Here is a 13,977-nt window from a genome sequence, read left to right as displayed (position 1 = left end):
CAATAATGCTGTCTATGGACGGGCAATTGTGCCCAACGCAAAGAACAGTACGAACGAAGTGCGGAGAGAAACGATGAACGTGAAGAAATTTACAGCGGCTACTTCCCGTGACGCCTTGCGCAAGGTGCGCGAGGCGCTCGGCCCTGACGCGGTCATCCTTTCCAACCGTCCGGTCGACGGCGTGGTCGAGATTCTCGCGCTGGACAACGACGACGTCGCCGCATTGGCTTCCCCGGCCATCGAAGAGCCGCAGGCGCCGGGCTTCCAGGCCTTCGACAGCGATTTCGACCCCGAACCGGTCTTCAGCCGCGCCCCGGCCGCCTTCGCGCCCGCCGCACCCGAGCCGCGCCAGCCGGCCCCGCGCGCCGCCGCCCCCAAACTGGACGCCTTCGCAGGCCAGCCGTACATCGAGCGCCGCGCAGCGCCAGCCGCAGCCGCCATCGAAGCCGAGATTCCGCCGACCTACGTCAACCGCCGCGCCCCGGCCTCGGAACCGGGCATCGACATGGCCGCCATGACCCAGATGATGAGCGCCGCCATCGCCCAGGCCAAGGAATCGGCCGCCCTTGAGATGAGCGGCATGATGAACGAGATCCGCGCCATGCGCGGCCTGATGGAAACCCAGCTGGCCGAGCTGTCCTGGAACGCCACCGCCCAGCGCGAGCCGCAGAAGGCTACCGTGCTGCGCGAGATGCTGGCCGCCGGCTTTTCTGCGACCCTGGCGCGCTACCTGATCGACAAGATGCCGGCCACGAAGGATGCGGCCGAGGCCCTGCGCTGGATCAAGACCGTCCTGGCGCGCAACCTCACCACCATCGCCAACGAAGACGATCTCTTGAACCGCGGCGGCGTGTTCGCCCTGGTCGGCCCGACCGGCGTCGGCAAGACCACCACCACCGCAAAATTGGCGGCGCGCTGCGTGATGCGCCACGGCCCGGACAAGCTGGCCCTGATCACCACCGACGCCTACCGTATCGGCGGCCATGAGCAGCTGCGCATCTACGGCAAGATCCTCGGCGTGATGGTGCATTCGGTGAAAGACGAAGCCGACCTGCGCATCGCCCTGAAGGAACTGCGCAACAAGCATACCGTCCTGATCGACACCATCGGCATGTCGCAGCGCGACCAGATGGTGACGGAACAGGTGGCCATGCTGAGCGAATCCGGCGCCGACGTGAAGCGCCTGCTGTGCCTGAACGCGACCTCCACCAACGAGACCCTGAACGAAGTGGTGCGCGCCTACCAGGGTTCTAGCCTGGCCGGCTGCATCATGACCAAGCTGGACGAAGCCGCCTCGATCGGCAACGTGCTCGACGTCGTGATCCGCCAGAAGCTCAACCTGCACTACATCTCGAACGGCCAGCGCGTGCCGGAAGACCTGCACCTGGCCGACCGCGCCATGCTGGTCGACCGCGCCTTCCGTAACAACCGCGCCGCCTCCGCCCAGTTCGGCGACGCCGACCTGCCGATGATGATGGCCGCGGCCGGCCAGGACCGTTCACTGCGCGAGGTGCACCTTGGCTAGTTTCGATTTCGACCAAGCCGAAGGCCTGCGCCGGATGCTGCAGGGCCCGCGCCCGCGCATCGTCACGTTCTTGTCCGCCACGCCTGAAGACGACAAGGGCGCCATGCTGGTCAACCTGGGCGCCTCGCTGGCCCAGTTGGGCAACGACGTGCTGATCGTCGACGCCTGCGAACGCGACTACGGCGTGGCGCGCCGCCTGGGCCTGAACCGCGCCGCCACCCTGGCGGCGGTGGCGCGCCAGGAGGTTGGCCTGAACCAGGTCATCCACCAGGTGCCGCAAGGATTTTCTGTGGTGACGCTGAAAGGCCCCGCCGGAATGACGGCAAACGACGATGCGCGCCGCCTGGCCAAGACCTTCGACGTGCTGGTGGCGCAGGCCGGCATCGTGATGGTCGACGGCGAACTGGGACCAGGCGGCGAGTTTCCGCTGCCGCTGATGGCCAGTTCCGAGATCGTGGTGCAGGTCGGTACCTCCGCCGCCTCGATCACGAATGCCTACGCGCTGATCAAGCGCCTGGCCCAGCAGCTGGGCCGCCGTCCCTTCGGCATCCTGGTGACCGGCGCGACGGAGGCCGAGGCCAAGGTGGTATACGATAATATGTCTGCTGCGGCAACACGTTACCTGGCGGTCAGCCTGAGCTCGATGGGCTCGGTGCCGGCCGACGAGTACCTGCACCGGGCCGCGCGCCTGGGCCGGGCGGTGGTCGATGCCTTCCCGCTGGCGGGGGCCTCGGTCGCGTTCCGGCGCCTGGCGGGCAAGTTCGCGCTGCACGCGATGCCGGGCATGGGACGTACCTAGAGAAGAAGAGAAAAGCAGAACGCATGTACACGGTCAAAGGGAAAGCGGACAAGAACCATTTGCTGACGGAGCACATGCCGTTGGTGAAGCGCCTTGCCCACCACATGAAGGCCAAGCTGCCGCCTTCGGTGGAAGTCGATGACCTGGTCCAGGCCGGCATGATGGGCCTGCTCGACGCGATCAACCGCTACGAAGACAACCACGGCGCCCAGTTCGAGACCTATGCGGTGCTGCGCATCCGCGGCGCCATGCTCGACGAACTGCGCAACAGCGACTGGATGCCGCGTTCCACGCGCCAGAACATGCGCAAGGTCGAGGCCGCGATGGAGGCGCTGCAGCAGCGCCTGGGCCGTCCGGCCAGCGAATCCGAGATCGCCAAGTCGCTCAAGATGTCGCTCGCCGACTACCAGGAGATGCTGGGCGACGGCGGCGGCCACCAGCTGCTGTACTACGAAGACTTCCACGACCAGGGCGAGGACGGGGGCAGCGACAGCTTCCTCGACCGCTATGCGGTGGACGACAGCGATCCGCTGCGCAGCCTGCTCGATACGGGCTTCCGCCAGGCCGTCATCGACGCCATCGACAACCTGCCGCCGCGCGAGAAGATGCTGATGGGCCTCTACTACGAGGAAGAACTCAACCTGAAGGAGATCGGCGCCGTCATGGGCGTGAGCGAGTCGCGGGTGTCGCAGCTGCACACCCAGGCCGTGTCGCGCCTACGTGCCACGCTGCGGGAGCAATTGTGGACTGGGCCAGCGTAGCCGGCCTGGTGCTCGCGATTGCGGGCATCTTCATCGGCCATACGCTGGACGGCGGCAAGTTCGCTTCGCTGATCCATCCGTCCGCCTTTGCCATCGTGGTGATTGGCACCTTCGGCGCCACCCTGCTGCAGAGCGAGCGGCGCAGCTTCATGCTGGGCCTGCGCATGCTGCGCTGGGTCTTCGTGCCGCCCAAGTCCACGCGTGAGCTGCTTTCGCGCGAGATCGCGCTGTGGAGCCTGTCGGCGCGGCGCGACGGCCTGCTCTCGCTCGAGCAGTACATGGGCACCAAGGATAAATTCGTCCAGAAGGGCCTGCGCCTGGTGGTCGACGGCATCCAGCCCGACAAGCTGCGCAGCCTGCTCGAGAACGAGATCAACGCCTACGAATTCTCGCAGCGCCAGGCGGCGCGCATCTGGGAGTCGGCGGCCGGCTATGCGCCCACCATCGGCATCCTGGGCGCGGTGCTGGGCCTGATCCACGTGATGGAAAACCTGTCGGATCCGTCGCGCCTGGGCTCGGGCATCGCGGTCGCCTTCGTCTCCACCGTGTACGGCGTGGGACTGGCCAACCTGTTCTTCCATCCGGTCGGGAACAAACTGAAAGCCATCGTCAGCGACAAGGTGGCCCAGTACGAGATCCTCGCCGAAGTCTTCCACGACCTCGCCACCGGCGACCACACCCGCGTGGTCGACGAACGGGTGGCGAGCCTGCTCACGCGCCACTAGGGCCACGACATGGCGCGCAAACGCTACGACGACGGAGCGCAGGAAAACCACGAGCGCTGGCTGATCTCCTACGCCGATTTCATCACGCTGCTGTTCGCCTTCTTCGTCGTCATGTACGCGATCTCGATCGTCAACGAAGGCAAGTATGCGGTGCTGTCCGAAGCCCTGGGCGACGCCTTCGGCGGGCGCAGCGTGGCGCCGCAGGCGCACACCAGCGTCGAACCGGTGCTGCCGCTGTCGCACATCGTCAACCGCAAGCGCCAGGAGGCCGCGCGGCGCGAGCGCGAGCGCATGGAAGTGCTGGCCCGGGACCTGACGGCCACCCTGATGCCGCTGGTGAAATCGGGCCAGGTGCGGGTGACGCAGAACGCGCGCGGCATCGGCATCGAACTCAATGCGAGCGTGCTGTTCGCGCAGGGCGAGGCGACCCTGCAGCAGGAAGCGCGCGAGGTGCTGGGCGCGGTGGCGGGCCTCTTGAAGGATGCGCCGCAGCGCATCGAAGTCGAGGGCCATACCGACAACCTGCCGATCACCAATGAGCGCTTCGCCTCCAATTGGGAACTGTCGGCGGTGCGCGCGGCCAGCGTGGTGCGCCTGTTCATCGAGAGCGGCGTGCAGGACCTGCGCCTGTCGGCCATCGGCCATGGCGCCACGCGCCCGGTGGCGCCGAACGACACGCCCGCCAACCAGGCGCGCAACCGGCGTGTGGCGGTGATGATCCTGGCCTCGGTGCCGGAACCGCTGCCGGTCGGCGTACAATAAAAGCATTGAAATAATATTTCGTTTCTGCAATTCTTTTGAAAGAATATTTCAAGGAGAAAGAATGCATGTCAAACGCTTTTTGCCGCCGGCCTTGCTGGTCCTGGGTGGCCTGGTGAGCGCGGCCGGCGTGGTCGGCGCCCAGGAGCAGGGAGAACAGGTGCGCCACCAGCTCGAAGTCGAGACCGGCGGCGGCAAGGTGAGGGTGCGGCTGCTGGTCGAGAACCGCGGCGACACCGCGATCTACATCCCGCGCGAAGTCGCTGCCGGCGACGAGATCACCGGCCGCCGCTTCGACGTGCGGGAAGTCCAGGGAGGCAAAGCGGGCAAGCCGGTCGACTACACCGGCATGATGGTCAAGCGCGGCGCCTTGACGGCGCAGGACTGGCAGGAAGTGGCCCCGCACACGATGCACATGAACACCATCGACATCACGCCATCGTACGCGTTCAGGAAGGGCCGGCAGAGCTACGAGATTCGTTACGACGGGCCGTGGCTGGCGGATGTCGGCCAGCTCGATGCCATTCAACACAGTCCGGCCACGCCGGTGAAGTTCAGCTTCAGCCAATGAAAAAGCGCCGGCAATGCCGGCCCTTTTGTCGTTGTAGGGTGGGCGGGTCTTCCCGCCCACGCGTTCAACTGAAGAACGTGTCGCTACAGTGCAACCGTAAGTTGAACGCGTGGGCGGCAAAGCCGCCCACCCTACATTCCACTCAGTTCTGCGCCGGCGTGTTTTCCCCAAAATACTCGTGCGAGTCGGCGTTGTTGACCGCGCGTGCCGGGTCGCTCCGCGCCAGTTCGGCCGCTCCCTGCTGGCCGTACACGTGGTCGTCGGTGGCGGCGACCACGTCGAAGTGGCTCAGTTCGTGCAGCAGGGTGCCGCCGCGCGAGTCGGTACCCGTCAGGGGCGCGCTCCAGAAGGCCTTGCAGACGTAGACCGTGTAGGGCTGGGCCGGGTAGACATAGGCGAAGTAGTTTTCGTTGCAGCCGCAGTCGATCTTCAAGGGCTTGGTCTCGAAGGCGTCGCGGATGGCCGTGAAATTGGTGTTCACGGTGGCGGCGCGGCCGGCATCGGGGGCGCCGAACCAGGTGCCGTAGCGCGCGCCGTACTGCGCGCCCGCGCTGCCTGCCGCCAGGTAGTTGTGGGCGTCGACCGTCATCGCCTTGCCCGCGTCCACGGCCGCCGCCAGCTGCTCCTGCTGGGCGTTCGAGCACTTGCTGAATTCCAGTCCGGCGCCGGCCGCGACCTGCCTGGCCGGCGCCGTGGCGCCGCGCGGCAGGCGGGCGTCTATCCAGATCCCGACCTGGCTGGAAGCCAGCGCGCCCGCCACCGGGCGTATTCCCGACGCGGCGAACAGATTGCCCGAGGCGGTGCGGTAGCGCAGCTGGTAGGGACCGGTCACGTTCATCTCGTACAGCGCCGACAGCTCGACCGTGCTGGCGAGCGAGGGCCCCGGTTCCAGCCGCAGGTAGTCGCCCGGGCCGGGGGCAGGGCGCTTGGCCTTGATGCCGAGGTAGCGGACCGGCTGGCCGTCGCGCAGCACCTCGAACAGCGGCGCCTGCACGCCTTCCACCGGGGTGTGCCACTTGAGCAGGAACTGCGGCGCGGCGCTGCGGTTGTGCAAGGTGACGCGTACCAGCACCTCGTCGCTGCGTGCGAATTTTTCACGCGTGGGCTGGACGGTGACCTGCACGTCCTGCGCCGGAGCCGGCCAGGCGGCCAGGGCCAGCGTCACGGATAGCAGCGGGCGCAGCAGGGATGGGGGGTGCATGGCGGGCTCCTTGCAGATGGGATGGAGCCTACTGTGCGCCGGCGGCGCGACCACATCTTGAGTAATCCCAAGAAACTATTTACTGCGGGCAACAAACCATCGTCCGCGTATGGCCGATTAACAACAGATGTGATGATCTGTGATTATTTGCTCGATTCGGAAAGTTGGCATTGCTATGATGCAACCAGTCTATCCATCAGTAAACATTCCTCTTTTCTCAGCCATGAACGCCCCCCACGACCTTGTCGACGAGCTCGCCCGCGAGATCGGGCTCGACCGCGACGAAGTCGCCACGCGCAAGGCTTACCTCGAGCTGGACGAGTCGGACTTCGACGCACTGCGCGACGTGCACGCCCTGCTCGAATCCCACCGCGACGCGTTTTCGGACCGCTTCTATGCGCACCTGATGTCCTTCCCCAAGCTGCGCGACATGCTGGGCGACGGCGCCGAGGCGCGCCTGCGGCACGTGCAGGCCGCCTACTTCAGCAGCCTGACGGCCGGGGAGTACGGCGAGGAATACATGCGCGAGCGCCTGCGCGTGGGCGCGACCCACCAGCGCATCGGGCTCGATCCGAAGTGGTACATCGGCGCCTACCGCAAGTACCTGTCGGAGCTGCACGGCCTGTTGTGGCGCCGCCTGCACGGGCAGCCGGAACGCCTGCGCGCCGCCATGGAAGCGGTGCTCAAGATCGTCGGCTTCGACATGGGCCTGGCGCTCGACACCTATACCCATGCCAGCCAGCGCAGCAGCCTGCAGAACCAGAACTACCTGGAGCAGGTCATCGACGGCATGCCGGCCGGCCTGCTGGTCGTGGATGCCGAGCTGCGCGTGCGTTCGATGAACAGCAGCATGGCCGACCTGCTCGGGGTATCCGACAGCCTGCTGCTCGAACAGAAGCCCGCGCTGGAAGAGCTGATTTCCTGCCGCGAGCTGGCCGACCGCGCGGCCGAGGCGCTGGCCTCGGGGGCGCGCCACGACAACTTGCTGGTCACGCTCGACAAGCGCGCCGACGGCGTGCGCTACGTCGACTTCAACATCCGGCGTGCGCGCAAGGACGGCAGCTACATGCTGCTCCTGATCGGCCAGGACATCACCTTCCGCCGCAAGGCCAGGCTGCGCCTGCAGGAGAGCGAGGAATTCTTCCGCCTCACCTTCAACCAGGCCGCGGTCGGCATCGCGCTGCTGGGCAGCGACGGCCGGCTGCTGCGCACCAACAGCAAGATGTCGCAGATCCTGGGTTATTCCGAGATCGAGCTGCTGCAGCGCTTCTTCCAGCAGCTCACCTGCGACGACGACCTGCCGGGCGAGCTGGCGCTGATCAAGCGCCTGAAGGCCGGCGAGATCAGCGACTACCAGCGCGAGAAGCGCCTGATCCGGCGCGACGGCACCCGGGTTTGGGTCAGCGTCAACGTCTCGCGCATGCGCGACGCCAACGGCAACCAGCGCTTCATCTGCGTGATCAAGGACATCCAGCGCCAGAAGCAGGCCGAGGAGGCCCTGCTGCGCCTGGCCAACCACGATGCCCTGACCGGCCTGCCCAACCGGGTCCTGATGCAGGACCGCCTGGGCCAGGCCATCATGCACGCCCACCGCGCGGGGCGCCAGGTGGCGGTGATGTTCATCGACCTGGACCGCTTCAAGCACGTCAACGACAGCCTCGGCCACGACGCCGGCGACAGCCTCATCGTCGAGATCGCGCGCCGCTTGTCGAGCAGCCTGCGCGAGAGCGATACCGTGGCGCGCCAGGGCGGCGACGAGTTCGTGGTGGTGCTGCCCGACCTGGCCGGCCAGGAAGACGCGGTCAAGGTGGCGCGCAAGCTGCTGGGCAATCTGTTCCAGCCCATGCTGCTGTGCGGCCACGAGGTCTTCCCGTCGGGGAGCATCGGCATCGCCATGTACCCGCGCGACGGCGAGGACAGCGCCACCCTGCTGAAGAACGCCGACAGCGCCATGTACGGCTCGAAGGGCAAGGGCGGCAACCATTATTCCTTCTACGCCGCCGAGATGGGCGAGCAGGCGGCCCTGCACCTGCGCATGGAGGGCGCGCTGCAGCGCGCCCTGCAGCGCGAGGAGTTCCTGCTGCATTACCAGCCGGTGGTGAACATCGGCAGCGGCGTGGTCTCCGGCGTGGAGGCGCTGCTGCGCTGGCAGCCGGCGGGCGGGCCGATGGTCTCGCCCGCCGAATTCATCCCGCTGGCCGAGGAAACCGGCCTGATCGTGCCGATCGGCGACTGGGTGCTGGCCACCGCGATGCGCCAGCAGGTGGCCTGGCGCCGCGCCGGCTTGAGCCCGGTACGCATCAGCGTGAACCTGTCGGCGCGCCAGTTCCTGGGCCAGGACGTGGCCCAGCGCGTGGCCGCGCTGCTGGCGGAAACCGGCTGCGATCCGGCCTTCCTGACCCTCGAGATCACCGAGAGCGTGCTGATGGAGAACCCGGGAGCGGCCACCGAGACCATGGGCCGCCTGGCCGCGATGGGCGTGCAGCTGGCGATCGACGACTTCGGCACCGGCTACTCGAGCCTGGCCAGCCTGAAGCGCTTCCCGATCCACAGCCTGAAGATCGACCGTTCCTTCGTGATGGACCTGACCCGGGACGCCGACGACGCGGCCATCGTCAACGCCGTGATCGCGCTGGCGCACTCGATGAAGCTGAACGTGATCGCCGAGGGCGTCGAGACCAGCGAGCAGCTGGCTTTCCTGCAGGAGCGCGGCTGCGACCAGATGCAGGGCTACTGCTTCAGCAGGCCGGTCGAGCCGCAGGCGATTGCGGCGATGCTGAGCAAGCTGGCCGCTTAGTCGACGCTGACCGAATCTTTCCGCGAGCCGCAAGCCCGTCGCACCGGCGCAGGCCGGTGCCCAAGTTCGCGTGCGCGCCGGCATGTCAGGAATTCAACTAATAACTCCCGAGTAAGATAATATTTTGATAATTGGCAACCAATTGTGATAGAGTGCATAACGATTTCCGGTTCGTGACGCCCTGCATTCAATTCGCGCTACAGCCTGCTTGATCACTTGAGATGACGCAGCGAATAAGGTTTCGCTGATGCGTTCGTGGTTTCCTTTCCTGGGCTGTGCGCGTCATGAAAATTCTTACATTCAGTACGCTATTTCCCAACGCAGCAAAACCGCATCACGGTATTTTCACGGAAACCACGCTGCGCCATCAGCTTGCGACAGGTGAAATACAGGCCAGGGTCGTCGCTCCGATACCATGGTTTCCATTTCCTGGCCAACGGTTCGGGGAATACGGCACGTTCGCCATGGCGCCCCTCACGGAAGAACGTATTGGCGTCGAGGTCTACCATCCGCGCTATCCGGTCATTCCCAAGCTGGGCGCCAACCTGACGCCCATGAGCCTGGCGCTTGCCGCGCGTGGCGTCATGGGGCGCCTGCTGGACGAGGGATTCGATTTCGACCTCATCGATGCGCACTATTTCTATCCCGACGGCGTGGCCGCCGTATTGCTGGGCAAGTACTTCAACAAGCCGGTGATCGTTTCCGCATTGGGCACGGATATCAATCTCATCATGCGCCGACGCATTCCCGGCAGGATGATTCGCTGGGCAGGCGAACATGCCGCCGGCATGATTACCGTATGCGACGCGCTCAGGAATGAAATGCTGCGCTTCGGAATGGATCCGGCCCGCATCACGACCTTGCGCAACGGCGTCGACCTCGATCTGTTCAAACCGCTGGACCGTAGCGCCGCCCGCACAGCGCTGGGCATGGAGCATTTCACGCTCCTCTCGGTCGGGCATCTTGCCGCGCACAAGGGGCATGCCTCCATCATCTCGGCTTTGCCCCGCATCCCGGATGCGCGTCTCGTCATCGTGGGAAGCGGGCCGGACCGCAGGCACCTGACTGCACTCGCGCACGCCGAGGGTGTCGCGGACCGTGTCACTCTGGCAGGAGCAATGACTCAAGAACAGCTGCGTACCTACTACAGCGCGGCCGATGCGCTGGTGCTGGCGTCCAGCCGTGAAGGCTGGGCCAATGTTCTGCTCGAGGCAATGGCCTGCGGAACAAGGGTAATCGCGAGCAATGTTGGGGGAACGCCAGAGGTCGTGCGCGGGCCCGTCGCAGGTGTCCTCATGGCAGGCAACTCGGCCTGCGCAGTGGTCGACGGCGTGCGCGAATTGCGTTCACGCGATCCGCAAGCCGGTGCGACCCGCGCCTACGCGGAACAGTTCAGCTGGGAAGACACGACGCGCGGACAGATTCGTTTGTTCAGGCAGGCGGCACGCGCGGTGCAGCCGGTGACGATCCGCCAGCCCCTGCAGGCCCATGCTTCCAACGGACACCGCGCCGAACAATGAAGCGGCGCCTCATCCCGATTCGACAACCATGGCGCCTGGGGGCGCCGCTGTTTTTCCAAGCATCGCCATGTATAGTGCCGACGATCTGCTCGATCTAAAATTGCAATTCGATACCCAGGGCTTCGTGCACCTGCCTGGTGTGCTGGGCGCCGGGATGACGGAGCGTGTCCGGGACGCCTTCGCAGCGGCGCACACGCGCCACGCCGCCGAGGTGGAACGGCAGCGCAAGGAAGGCGCGAGCTTCGTGGACCTGCCGCGTATCCTGGACGCCGACTCCGTGTTCGTCGATCTTGTCGACCTGCCGCAGTTGTTGCCTCTGCTGCGGTTGACGGTGGGCGAGGACCTGGCGCTGAACGATACCAATGCAAGGTTATTCTTTCCAGGCCCGACCTTCACCGGCCCTTTCCATTCGGATGTGGCGCACGTGCTGGGCGTCGACCATGCGCACACGAACAATCTTCTGGTCAAGCTGCACATCTTCTTCGAAGACCTCGCTCCCGAGCAGGGATGTCTGGCTTTCATCCCTGGCAGCCACCGCTTTCCTCCCTTGCACGTCAACCCGCACAGGCCCACGCTCGCGCGCTCGTCGGCAGTCACGCGCGTAGTGCCGCGGGCGGGGGACGCGGTGCTGTTCAATACGCACGTGCTTCACATGGCGGAGGACAACCTGACGGAACGGGTGCGCAAGTCCCTGATCTATACCTATGCGCATTTCTGGATGAAGGCACGTGCGAGTGCGGCGCCGTCCGACCTGGCCCAGTTCGCCGACTCGCCCTGCCGCCAGCAATTGTTTGGTGTCGACCTGCCCGGCGTCAGCCACTTTTCCCGGCGCCTCGACCGGCTCGAGGACGTCACGCTGAAGGCACGCGTGCAGGACATCGGCGAGCGAATCGCCCATCGGATCCTGCCGCTCAAGAAAATGCCGCCGCGCGCCTGATATTGCCGGGCAAGGCGGCAGCCCTGCCCGGAGACGCTAGCGCATTGCCGCCCGTACACCGACGGCAAAGGCGAACTCCTTTCGCATGAACGGCCAGCGATAAGAAATAAGAAGAGTCAAGATGGAAGAGCAAGGGCCGCGTCGTGCGGCCCTTGTCGTTGGGAGGAAAGGACGGCTCAGCCGATCACATAGCGCTTCGACGGCCCGCTTCCCATGGCTTGGCCGCTGGCCCCATACACGCCGCCCGCGTCCGCGCCGGCCGGCATGCGCAGGGCATTGAGCACGCCCTGGTTGTGCGCCAGCTGCTTGTTGATCAGCATGCCGTTGACGCGGTTGAGTTCCTTGGCTTCCCGGGCCAGCGCCAGCAGCGCTTCCCATTGGGCGCGGGCGTCGTCATTGCCGCCCACCGCTAGCCAGGGTTCCATGCCGGCTTCCGAGCCTTCGCAGCCGGCCGCAAGCAGCGCCGCGTGGCGCTGGGCCGACAAATCGGCGAGCGCCTGCAGCAGTGCGTTCTTGCGGGGAGTGGTTTCCGCCAGCCCATCGGCGTCGGCTGCGACGAGCAGCTGCTGTTCCTGTTTCATCAGATCGACCAAGGAGCTGAGGTGTTGCTGTTCTTGGGAAACGGTCGAGATGGGGCTGGTGGGCATGAAGGTTTATCGCTTGCGTGAATGGAGCAAGTCGCGCACGGTGTCGAGCAGGCCGTCGGCGACTTTCTCGGAGTTGACCTGGAACTGGCCATCGGCGATGGCCATCTTGATGCGCTCGACTTTCTTGGTGTCGAACACCTGGTTGTTGCCGCCCACCGCATTGGCCATGGCCTGGCCCTGCGAGGACAGGCGCACGCTGTCGGTCGCGACCTGGGTTGTCGTCGCGGTCGTGGCGGCCTTGTCGGCGCCGCGTGCGTTGGCGGCGCCGTTGGTGTTGGTCGGCTGAAGGCCTGGGTTGCTCTTGAGGGTATCGTTGATTTTCACAGCATCATCCTTCTCTGTTCGGAGCGGAAACTCCGGGATCTGCATCCTGTATCGGCAAGGAGTTCACAAACTTTAGTGCAGAAAAGGCCGTCCAATGAAAATATGCGGCGTGGTTTCAGATCGCCACTTCGATGATCCCGCCCGCCCGCGCGGTGCCGCTCACGACTTGGCCCGACTGGGTGCGCGCCTGCGCCACCTGGCCTTCGCCGGCATTGTTGATCGCCTTCGCTTCCGCCGACACCGAGAAATTCGTTCCTTTCGACACCAGGCGCACCGCCTGGCCCTGCTGGACCACCGGGCGCGAGCGCAAGGTATCGAGGCGCAGCGGCGTGCCGGCCTGCAGGGAGGCGGTCGGGGTGCGGCCGATGGCCTGGGCCATGTCGGTGATGATGCCGTTCGGCATGGCGGCGATGTCGCCCTTCATCATGACGAGCTGGGTGGCGTCGACCGGCTGGCCCTGGGCCAGCGGCACGGCGGCCGCGACATAGTCCGCCATCACCTGCACGGTGGCCTGAATATACACCGTCCAGGCAGAAGGAGCGGTGCAGCGCACCCCGACCGTTGTTTTTCCCCACGCCCGCGCGCCCGGCTGCTGGAAGGCTTCCGGCGCCGGGCAGCTTGCCAGGCTGGTGCGCGGATCGACCTGGCCCACCTTGACCGTCACCTGGCCCGGCAGGCCGGCGCTCTGGCTCTGCAGGTATTGCTCGACGACCGTGCGCAGGGCAGGGAGGTTCTGGCGGCCGCTGTTATGTCCTTGTTGCGCGCTCGCGAGCGGGGCGAGAAGGACGAGCAGGGCGGCGGCGAGTGTGCGTTTCATGGCGAGTCCGGCGGGTGCAGGTGGGAGATGCTGCCATTCTAGGCAGTGGGATTCTCTAGCGAAACTTTGAATAGCCGGGGTTTGCCCATCTTTATCGATCGATTGGGAAGTGTTGCCCATACGTATCATCGGTGCTGTCCCAACAAGTCTCTAGCGGAGGCGGCATGATCGGCAAGATCGACCAGTACCTGAGTTTCAATGAAACGGCCCTGTCCCTGCGTGCCCAGCGCCAGGAATTGCTGGCGTCGAACATCGCCAACGCCGACACGCCGAACTACAAGGCGCGCGACATCGATTTCTCGAACGCGCTGCAGAACGCCCTGGCGTCCAGGGGTGCCGGCGGGCCGCTGGCCACCACCGCCCAAAAGCACATGCCGCGCGGCGCGGCCACCGGCGACGTGCTCGCCAATGGCACCCCGGTGCTGTACCGCGGCGAAGTGCAGGGCAGCGTGGACGGCAATACCGTGGACATGGACGTCGAGCGCAACCAGTTCGCCGACAACGCGCTGCGCTACGAAGCCGGCATCACGATGATCAACAGCCAGATCAAGGGCCTGCTGGCGGCCATCCAGGGACAATAAAAAGGTTTAACAG

14 protein-coding genes are annotated in these 13,977 nt (G+C 65.7%); 10 read left to right on the top strand and 4 right to left on the bottom strand.

The window, feature by feature from the left end:
* The first annotated feature begins 73 nt into the window (after positions 1 to 73).
* From flhF to ACK4S9_RS06515, 6 genes are all read left to right on the top strand, one after another.
* Positions 74 to 1,525, top strand: coding sequence for a flagellar biosynthesis protein FlhF (gene flhF / locus ACK4S9_RS06540; RefSeq protein ID WP_409723139.1), 1,452 nt, complete (start codon positions 74 to 76; stop codon positions 1,523 to 1,525).
* A complete protein-coding gene (locus ACK4S9_RS06535; RefSeq protein WP_409723136.1) occupies positions 1,518 to 2,324 on the top strand; it encodes a MinD/ParA family protein in 807 nt (268 codons plus the stop codon). Before flhF ends, ACK4S9_RS06535 begins: the two co-directional genes overlap by 8 nt.
* A 23-nt stretch (positions 2,325 to 2,347) precedes the next feature.
* Complete coding sequence (locus ACK4S9_RS06530) at positions 2,348 to 3,085, top strand: RNA polymerase sigma factor FliA (RefSeq protein ID WP_409723133.1); 738 nt, start codon at positions 2,348 to 2,350, stop codon at positions 3,083 to 3,085.
* A complete protein-coding gene (locus tag ACK4S9_RS06525) occupies positions 3,067 to 3,810 on the top strand; it encodes a flagellar motor protein (protein ID WP_409723130.1) in 744 nt (247 codons plus the stop codon). Before ACK4S9_RS06530 ends, ACK4S9_RS06525 begins: the two co-directional genes overlap by 19 nt.
* A 9-nt stretch (positions 3,811 to 3,819) precedes the next feature.
* Positions 3,820 to 4,572: a flagellar motor protein MotD gene (gene motD / locus ACK4S9_RS06520; RefSeq protein ID WP_409723128.1), complete on the top strand. Its 753-nt coding sequence runs from the start codon at positions 3,820 to 3,822 to the stop codon at positions 4,570 to 4,572.
* Positions 4,573 to 4,633: 61 nt separating this feature from the next.
* Positions 4,634 to 5,140 carry a hypothetical protein gene (locus ACK4S9_RS06515; protein WP_409723125.1) on the top strand — a complete coding sequence of 169 codons (507 nt, stop codon included), beginning with the start codon at positions 4,634 to 4,636 and terminating at the stop codon, positions 5,138 to 5,140.
* A 142-nt stretch (positions 5,141 to 5,282) separates the two neighbouring features.
* Here ACK4S9_RS06515 and ACK4S9_RS06510 read toward each other — a convergent pair whose 3' ends face one another.
* Positions 5,283 to 6,341, bottom strand: a complete 1,059-nt coding sequence (locus tag ACK4S9_RS06510) for a M35 family metallo-endopeptidase (RefSeq protein ID WP_409723122.1) — start codon at positions 6,339 to 6,341, stop codon at positions 5,283 to 5,285.
* 223 nt (positions 6,342 to 6,564) lie between these two features.
* On the opposite strand from ACK4S9_RS06510, the gene ACK4S9_RS06505 reads away from it, so the two are divergent.
* From ACK4S9_RS06505 to ACK4S9_RS06495, 3 genes are all read left to right on the top strand, one after another.
* Positions 6,565 to 9,138: an EAL domain-containing protein gene (locus ACK4S9_RS06505; RefSeq protein WP_409723119.1), complete on the top strand. Its 2,574-nt coding sequence runs from the start codon at positions 6,565 to 6,567 to the stop codon at positions 9,136 to 9,138.
* 284 nt (positions 9,139 to 9,422) lie between these two features.
* Positions 9,423 to 10,658, top strand: coding sequence for a glycosyltransferase family 4 protein (locus tag ACK4S9_RS06500; RefSeq protein ID WP_409723116.1), 1,236 nt, complete (start codon positions 9,423 to 9,425; stop codon positions 10,656 to 10,658).
* Positions 10,627 to 11,595: a phytanoyl-CoA dioxygenase family protein gene (locus ACK4S9_RS06495; RefSeq protein ID WP_409723113.1), complete on the top strand. Its 969-nt coding sequence runs from the start codon at positions 10,627 to 10,629 to the stop codon at positions 11,593 to 11,595. Before ACK4S9_RS06500 ends, ACK4S9_RS06495 begins: the two co-directional genes overlap by 32 nt.
* Before the next feature lie 176 nt (positions 11,596 to 11,771).
* Here the strand turns inward: ACK4S9_RS06495 and ACK4S9_RS06490 are convergent, their stop codons facing one another.
* The 3 genes from ACK4S9_RS06490 to flgA all read right to left on the bottom strand — a co-directional run bounded on the left by ACK4S9_RS06490 (position 11,772) and on the right by flgA (position 13,383).
* Entirely contained in the window at positions 11,772 to 12,242 is a 471-nt protein-coding gene (locus tag ACK4S9_RS06490; RefSeq protein ID WP_409723111.1) for a flagella synthesis protein FlgN, read from the bottom strand.
* A 6-nt stretch (positions 12,243 to 12,248) separates the two neighbouring features.
* The gene (flgM, locus tag ACK4S9_RS06485; protein ID WP_409723108.1) at positions 12,249 to 12,566 is read right to left on the bottom strand and encodes a flagellar biosynthesis anti-sigma factor FlgM; all 318 of its coding nucleotides are present in this window, start codon (positions 12,564 to 12,566) and stop codon (positions 12,249 to 12,251) included.
* A 115-nt stretch (positions 12,567 to 12,681) separates the two neighbouring features.
* Positions 12,682 to 13,383 carry a flagellar basal body P-ring formation chaperone FlgA gene (gene flgA, locus ACK4S9_RS06480; protein WP_409723105.1) on the bottom strand — a complete coding sequence of 234 codons (702 nt, stop codon included), beginning with the start codon at positions 13,381 to 13,383 and terminating at the stop codon, positions 12,682 to 12,684.
* Positions 13,384 to 13,547: 164 nt separating this feature from the next.
* Here flgA and flgB point away from each other — a divergent pair, with 164 nt between their 5' ends.
* Complete coding sequence (gene flgB, locus ACK4S9_RS06475) at positions 13,548 to 13,964, top strand: flagellar basal body rod protein FlgB (RefSeq protein WP_409723102.1); 417 nt, start codon at positions 13,548 to 13,550, stop codon at positions 13,962 to 13,964.
* The last annotated feature ends 13 nt before the right edge of the window (positions 13,965 to 13,977 follow it).

Origin of the sequence: Massilia sp. (assembly GCF_046293535.1) — a bacterium.
Classification (GTDB): domain Bacteria; phylum Pseudomonadota; class Gammaproteobacteria; order Burkholderiales; family Burkholderiaceae_D; genus Telluria.
The sequence above is the reverse complement of the archived record's forward strand: the minus strand, read 5'-3'. Positions and strand labels throughout refer to the sequence as shown.

What these genes read in the sequence shown, in the direction of transcription:
- flgB (WP_409723102.1), top strand. Translation starts at nt 13,548, where the DNA reads ATGATCGGCAAGATCGACCAGTACCTGAGTTTCAATGAAACGGCCCTG.
- flhF (WP_409723139.1), top strand. Translation starts at nt 74, where the DNA reads ATGAACGTGAAGAAATTTACAGCGGCTACTTCCCGTGACGCCTTGCGC.
- ACK4S9_RS06495 (WP_409723113.1), top strand. Translation starts at nt 10,627, where the DNA reads ATGCTTCCAACGGACACCGCGCCGAACAATGAAGCGGCGCCTCATCCC.
- ACK4S9_RS06505 (WP_409723119.1), top strand. Translation starts at nt 6,565, where the DNA reads ATGAACGCCCCCCACGACCTTGTCGACGAGCTCGCCCGCGAGATCGGG.
- flgA (WP_409723105.1), bottom strand. Translation starts at nt 13,383, where the DNA reads ATGAAACGCACACTCGCCGCCGCCCTGCTCGTCCTTCTCGCCCCGCTC.
- ACK4S9_RS06500 (WP_409723116.1), top strand. Translation starts at nt 9,423, where the DNA reads ATGAAAATTCTTACATTCAGTACGCTATTTCCCAACGCAGCAAAACCG.
- ACK4S9_RS06515 (WP_409723125.1), top strand. Translation starts at nt 4,634, where the DNA reads ATGCATGTCAAACGCTTTTTGCCGCCGGCCTTGCTGGTCCTGGGTGGC.
- ACK4S9_RS06530 (WP_409723133.1), top strand. Translation starts at nt 2,348, where the DNA reads ATGTACACGGTCAAAGGGAAAGCGGACAAGAACCATTTGCTGACGGAG.
- motD (WP_409723128.1), top strand. Translation starts at nt 3,820, where the DNA reads ATGGCGCGCAAACGCTACGACGACGGAGCGCAGGAAAACCACGAGCGC.
- ACK4S9_RS06490 (WP_409723111.1), bottom strand. Translation starts at nt 12,242, where the DNA reads ATGCCCACCAGCCCCATCTCGACCGTTTCCCAAGAACAGCAACACCTC.
- ACK4S9_RS06510 (WP_409723122.1), bottom strand. Translation starts at nt 6,341, where the DNA reads ATGCACCCCCCATCCCTGCTGCGCCCGCTGCTATCCGTGACGCTGGCC.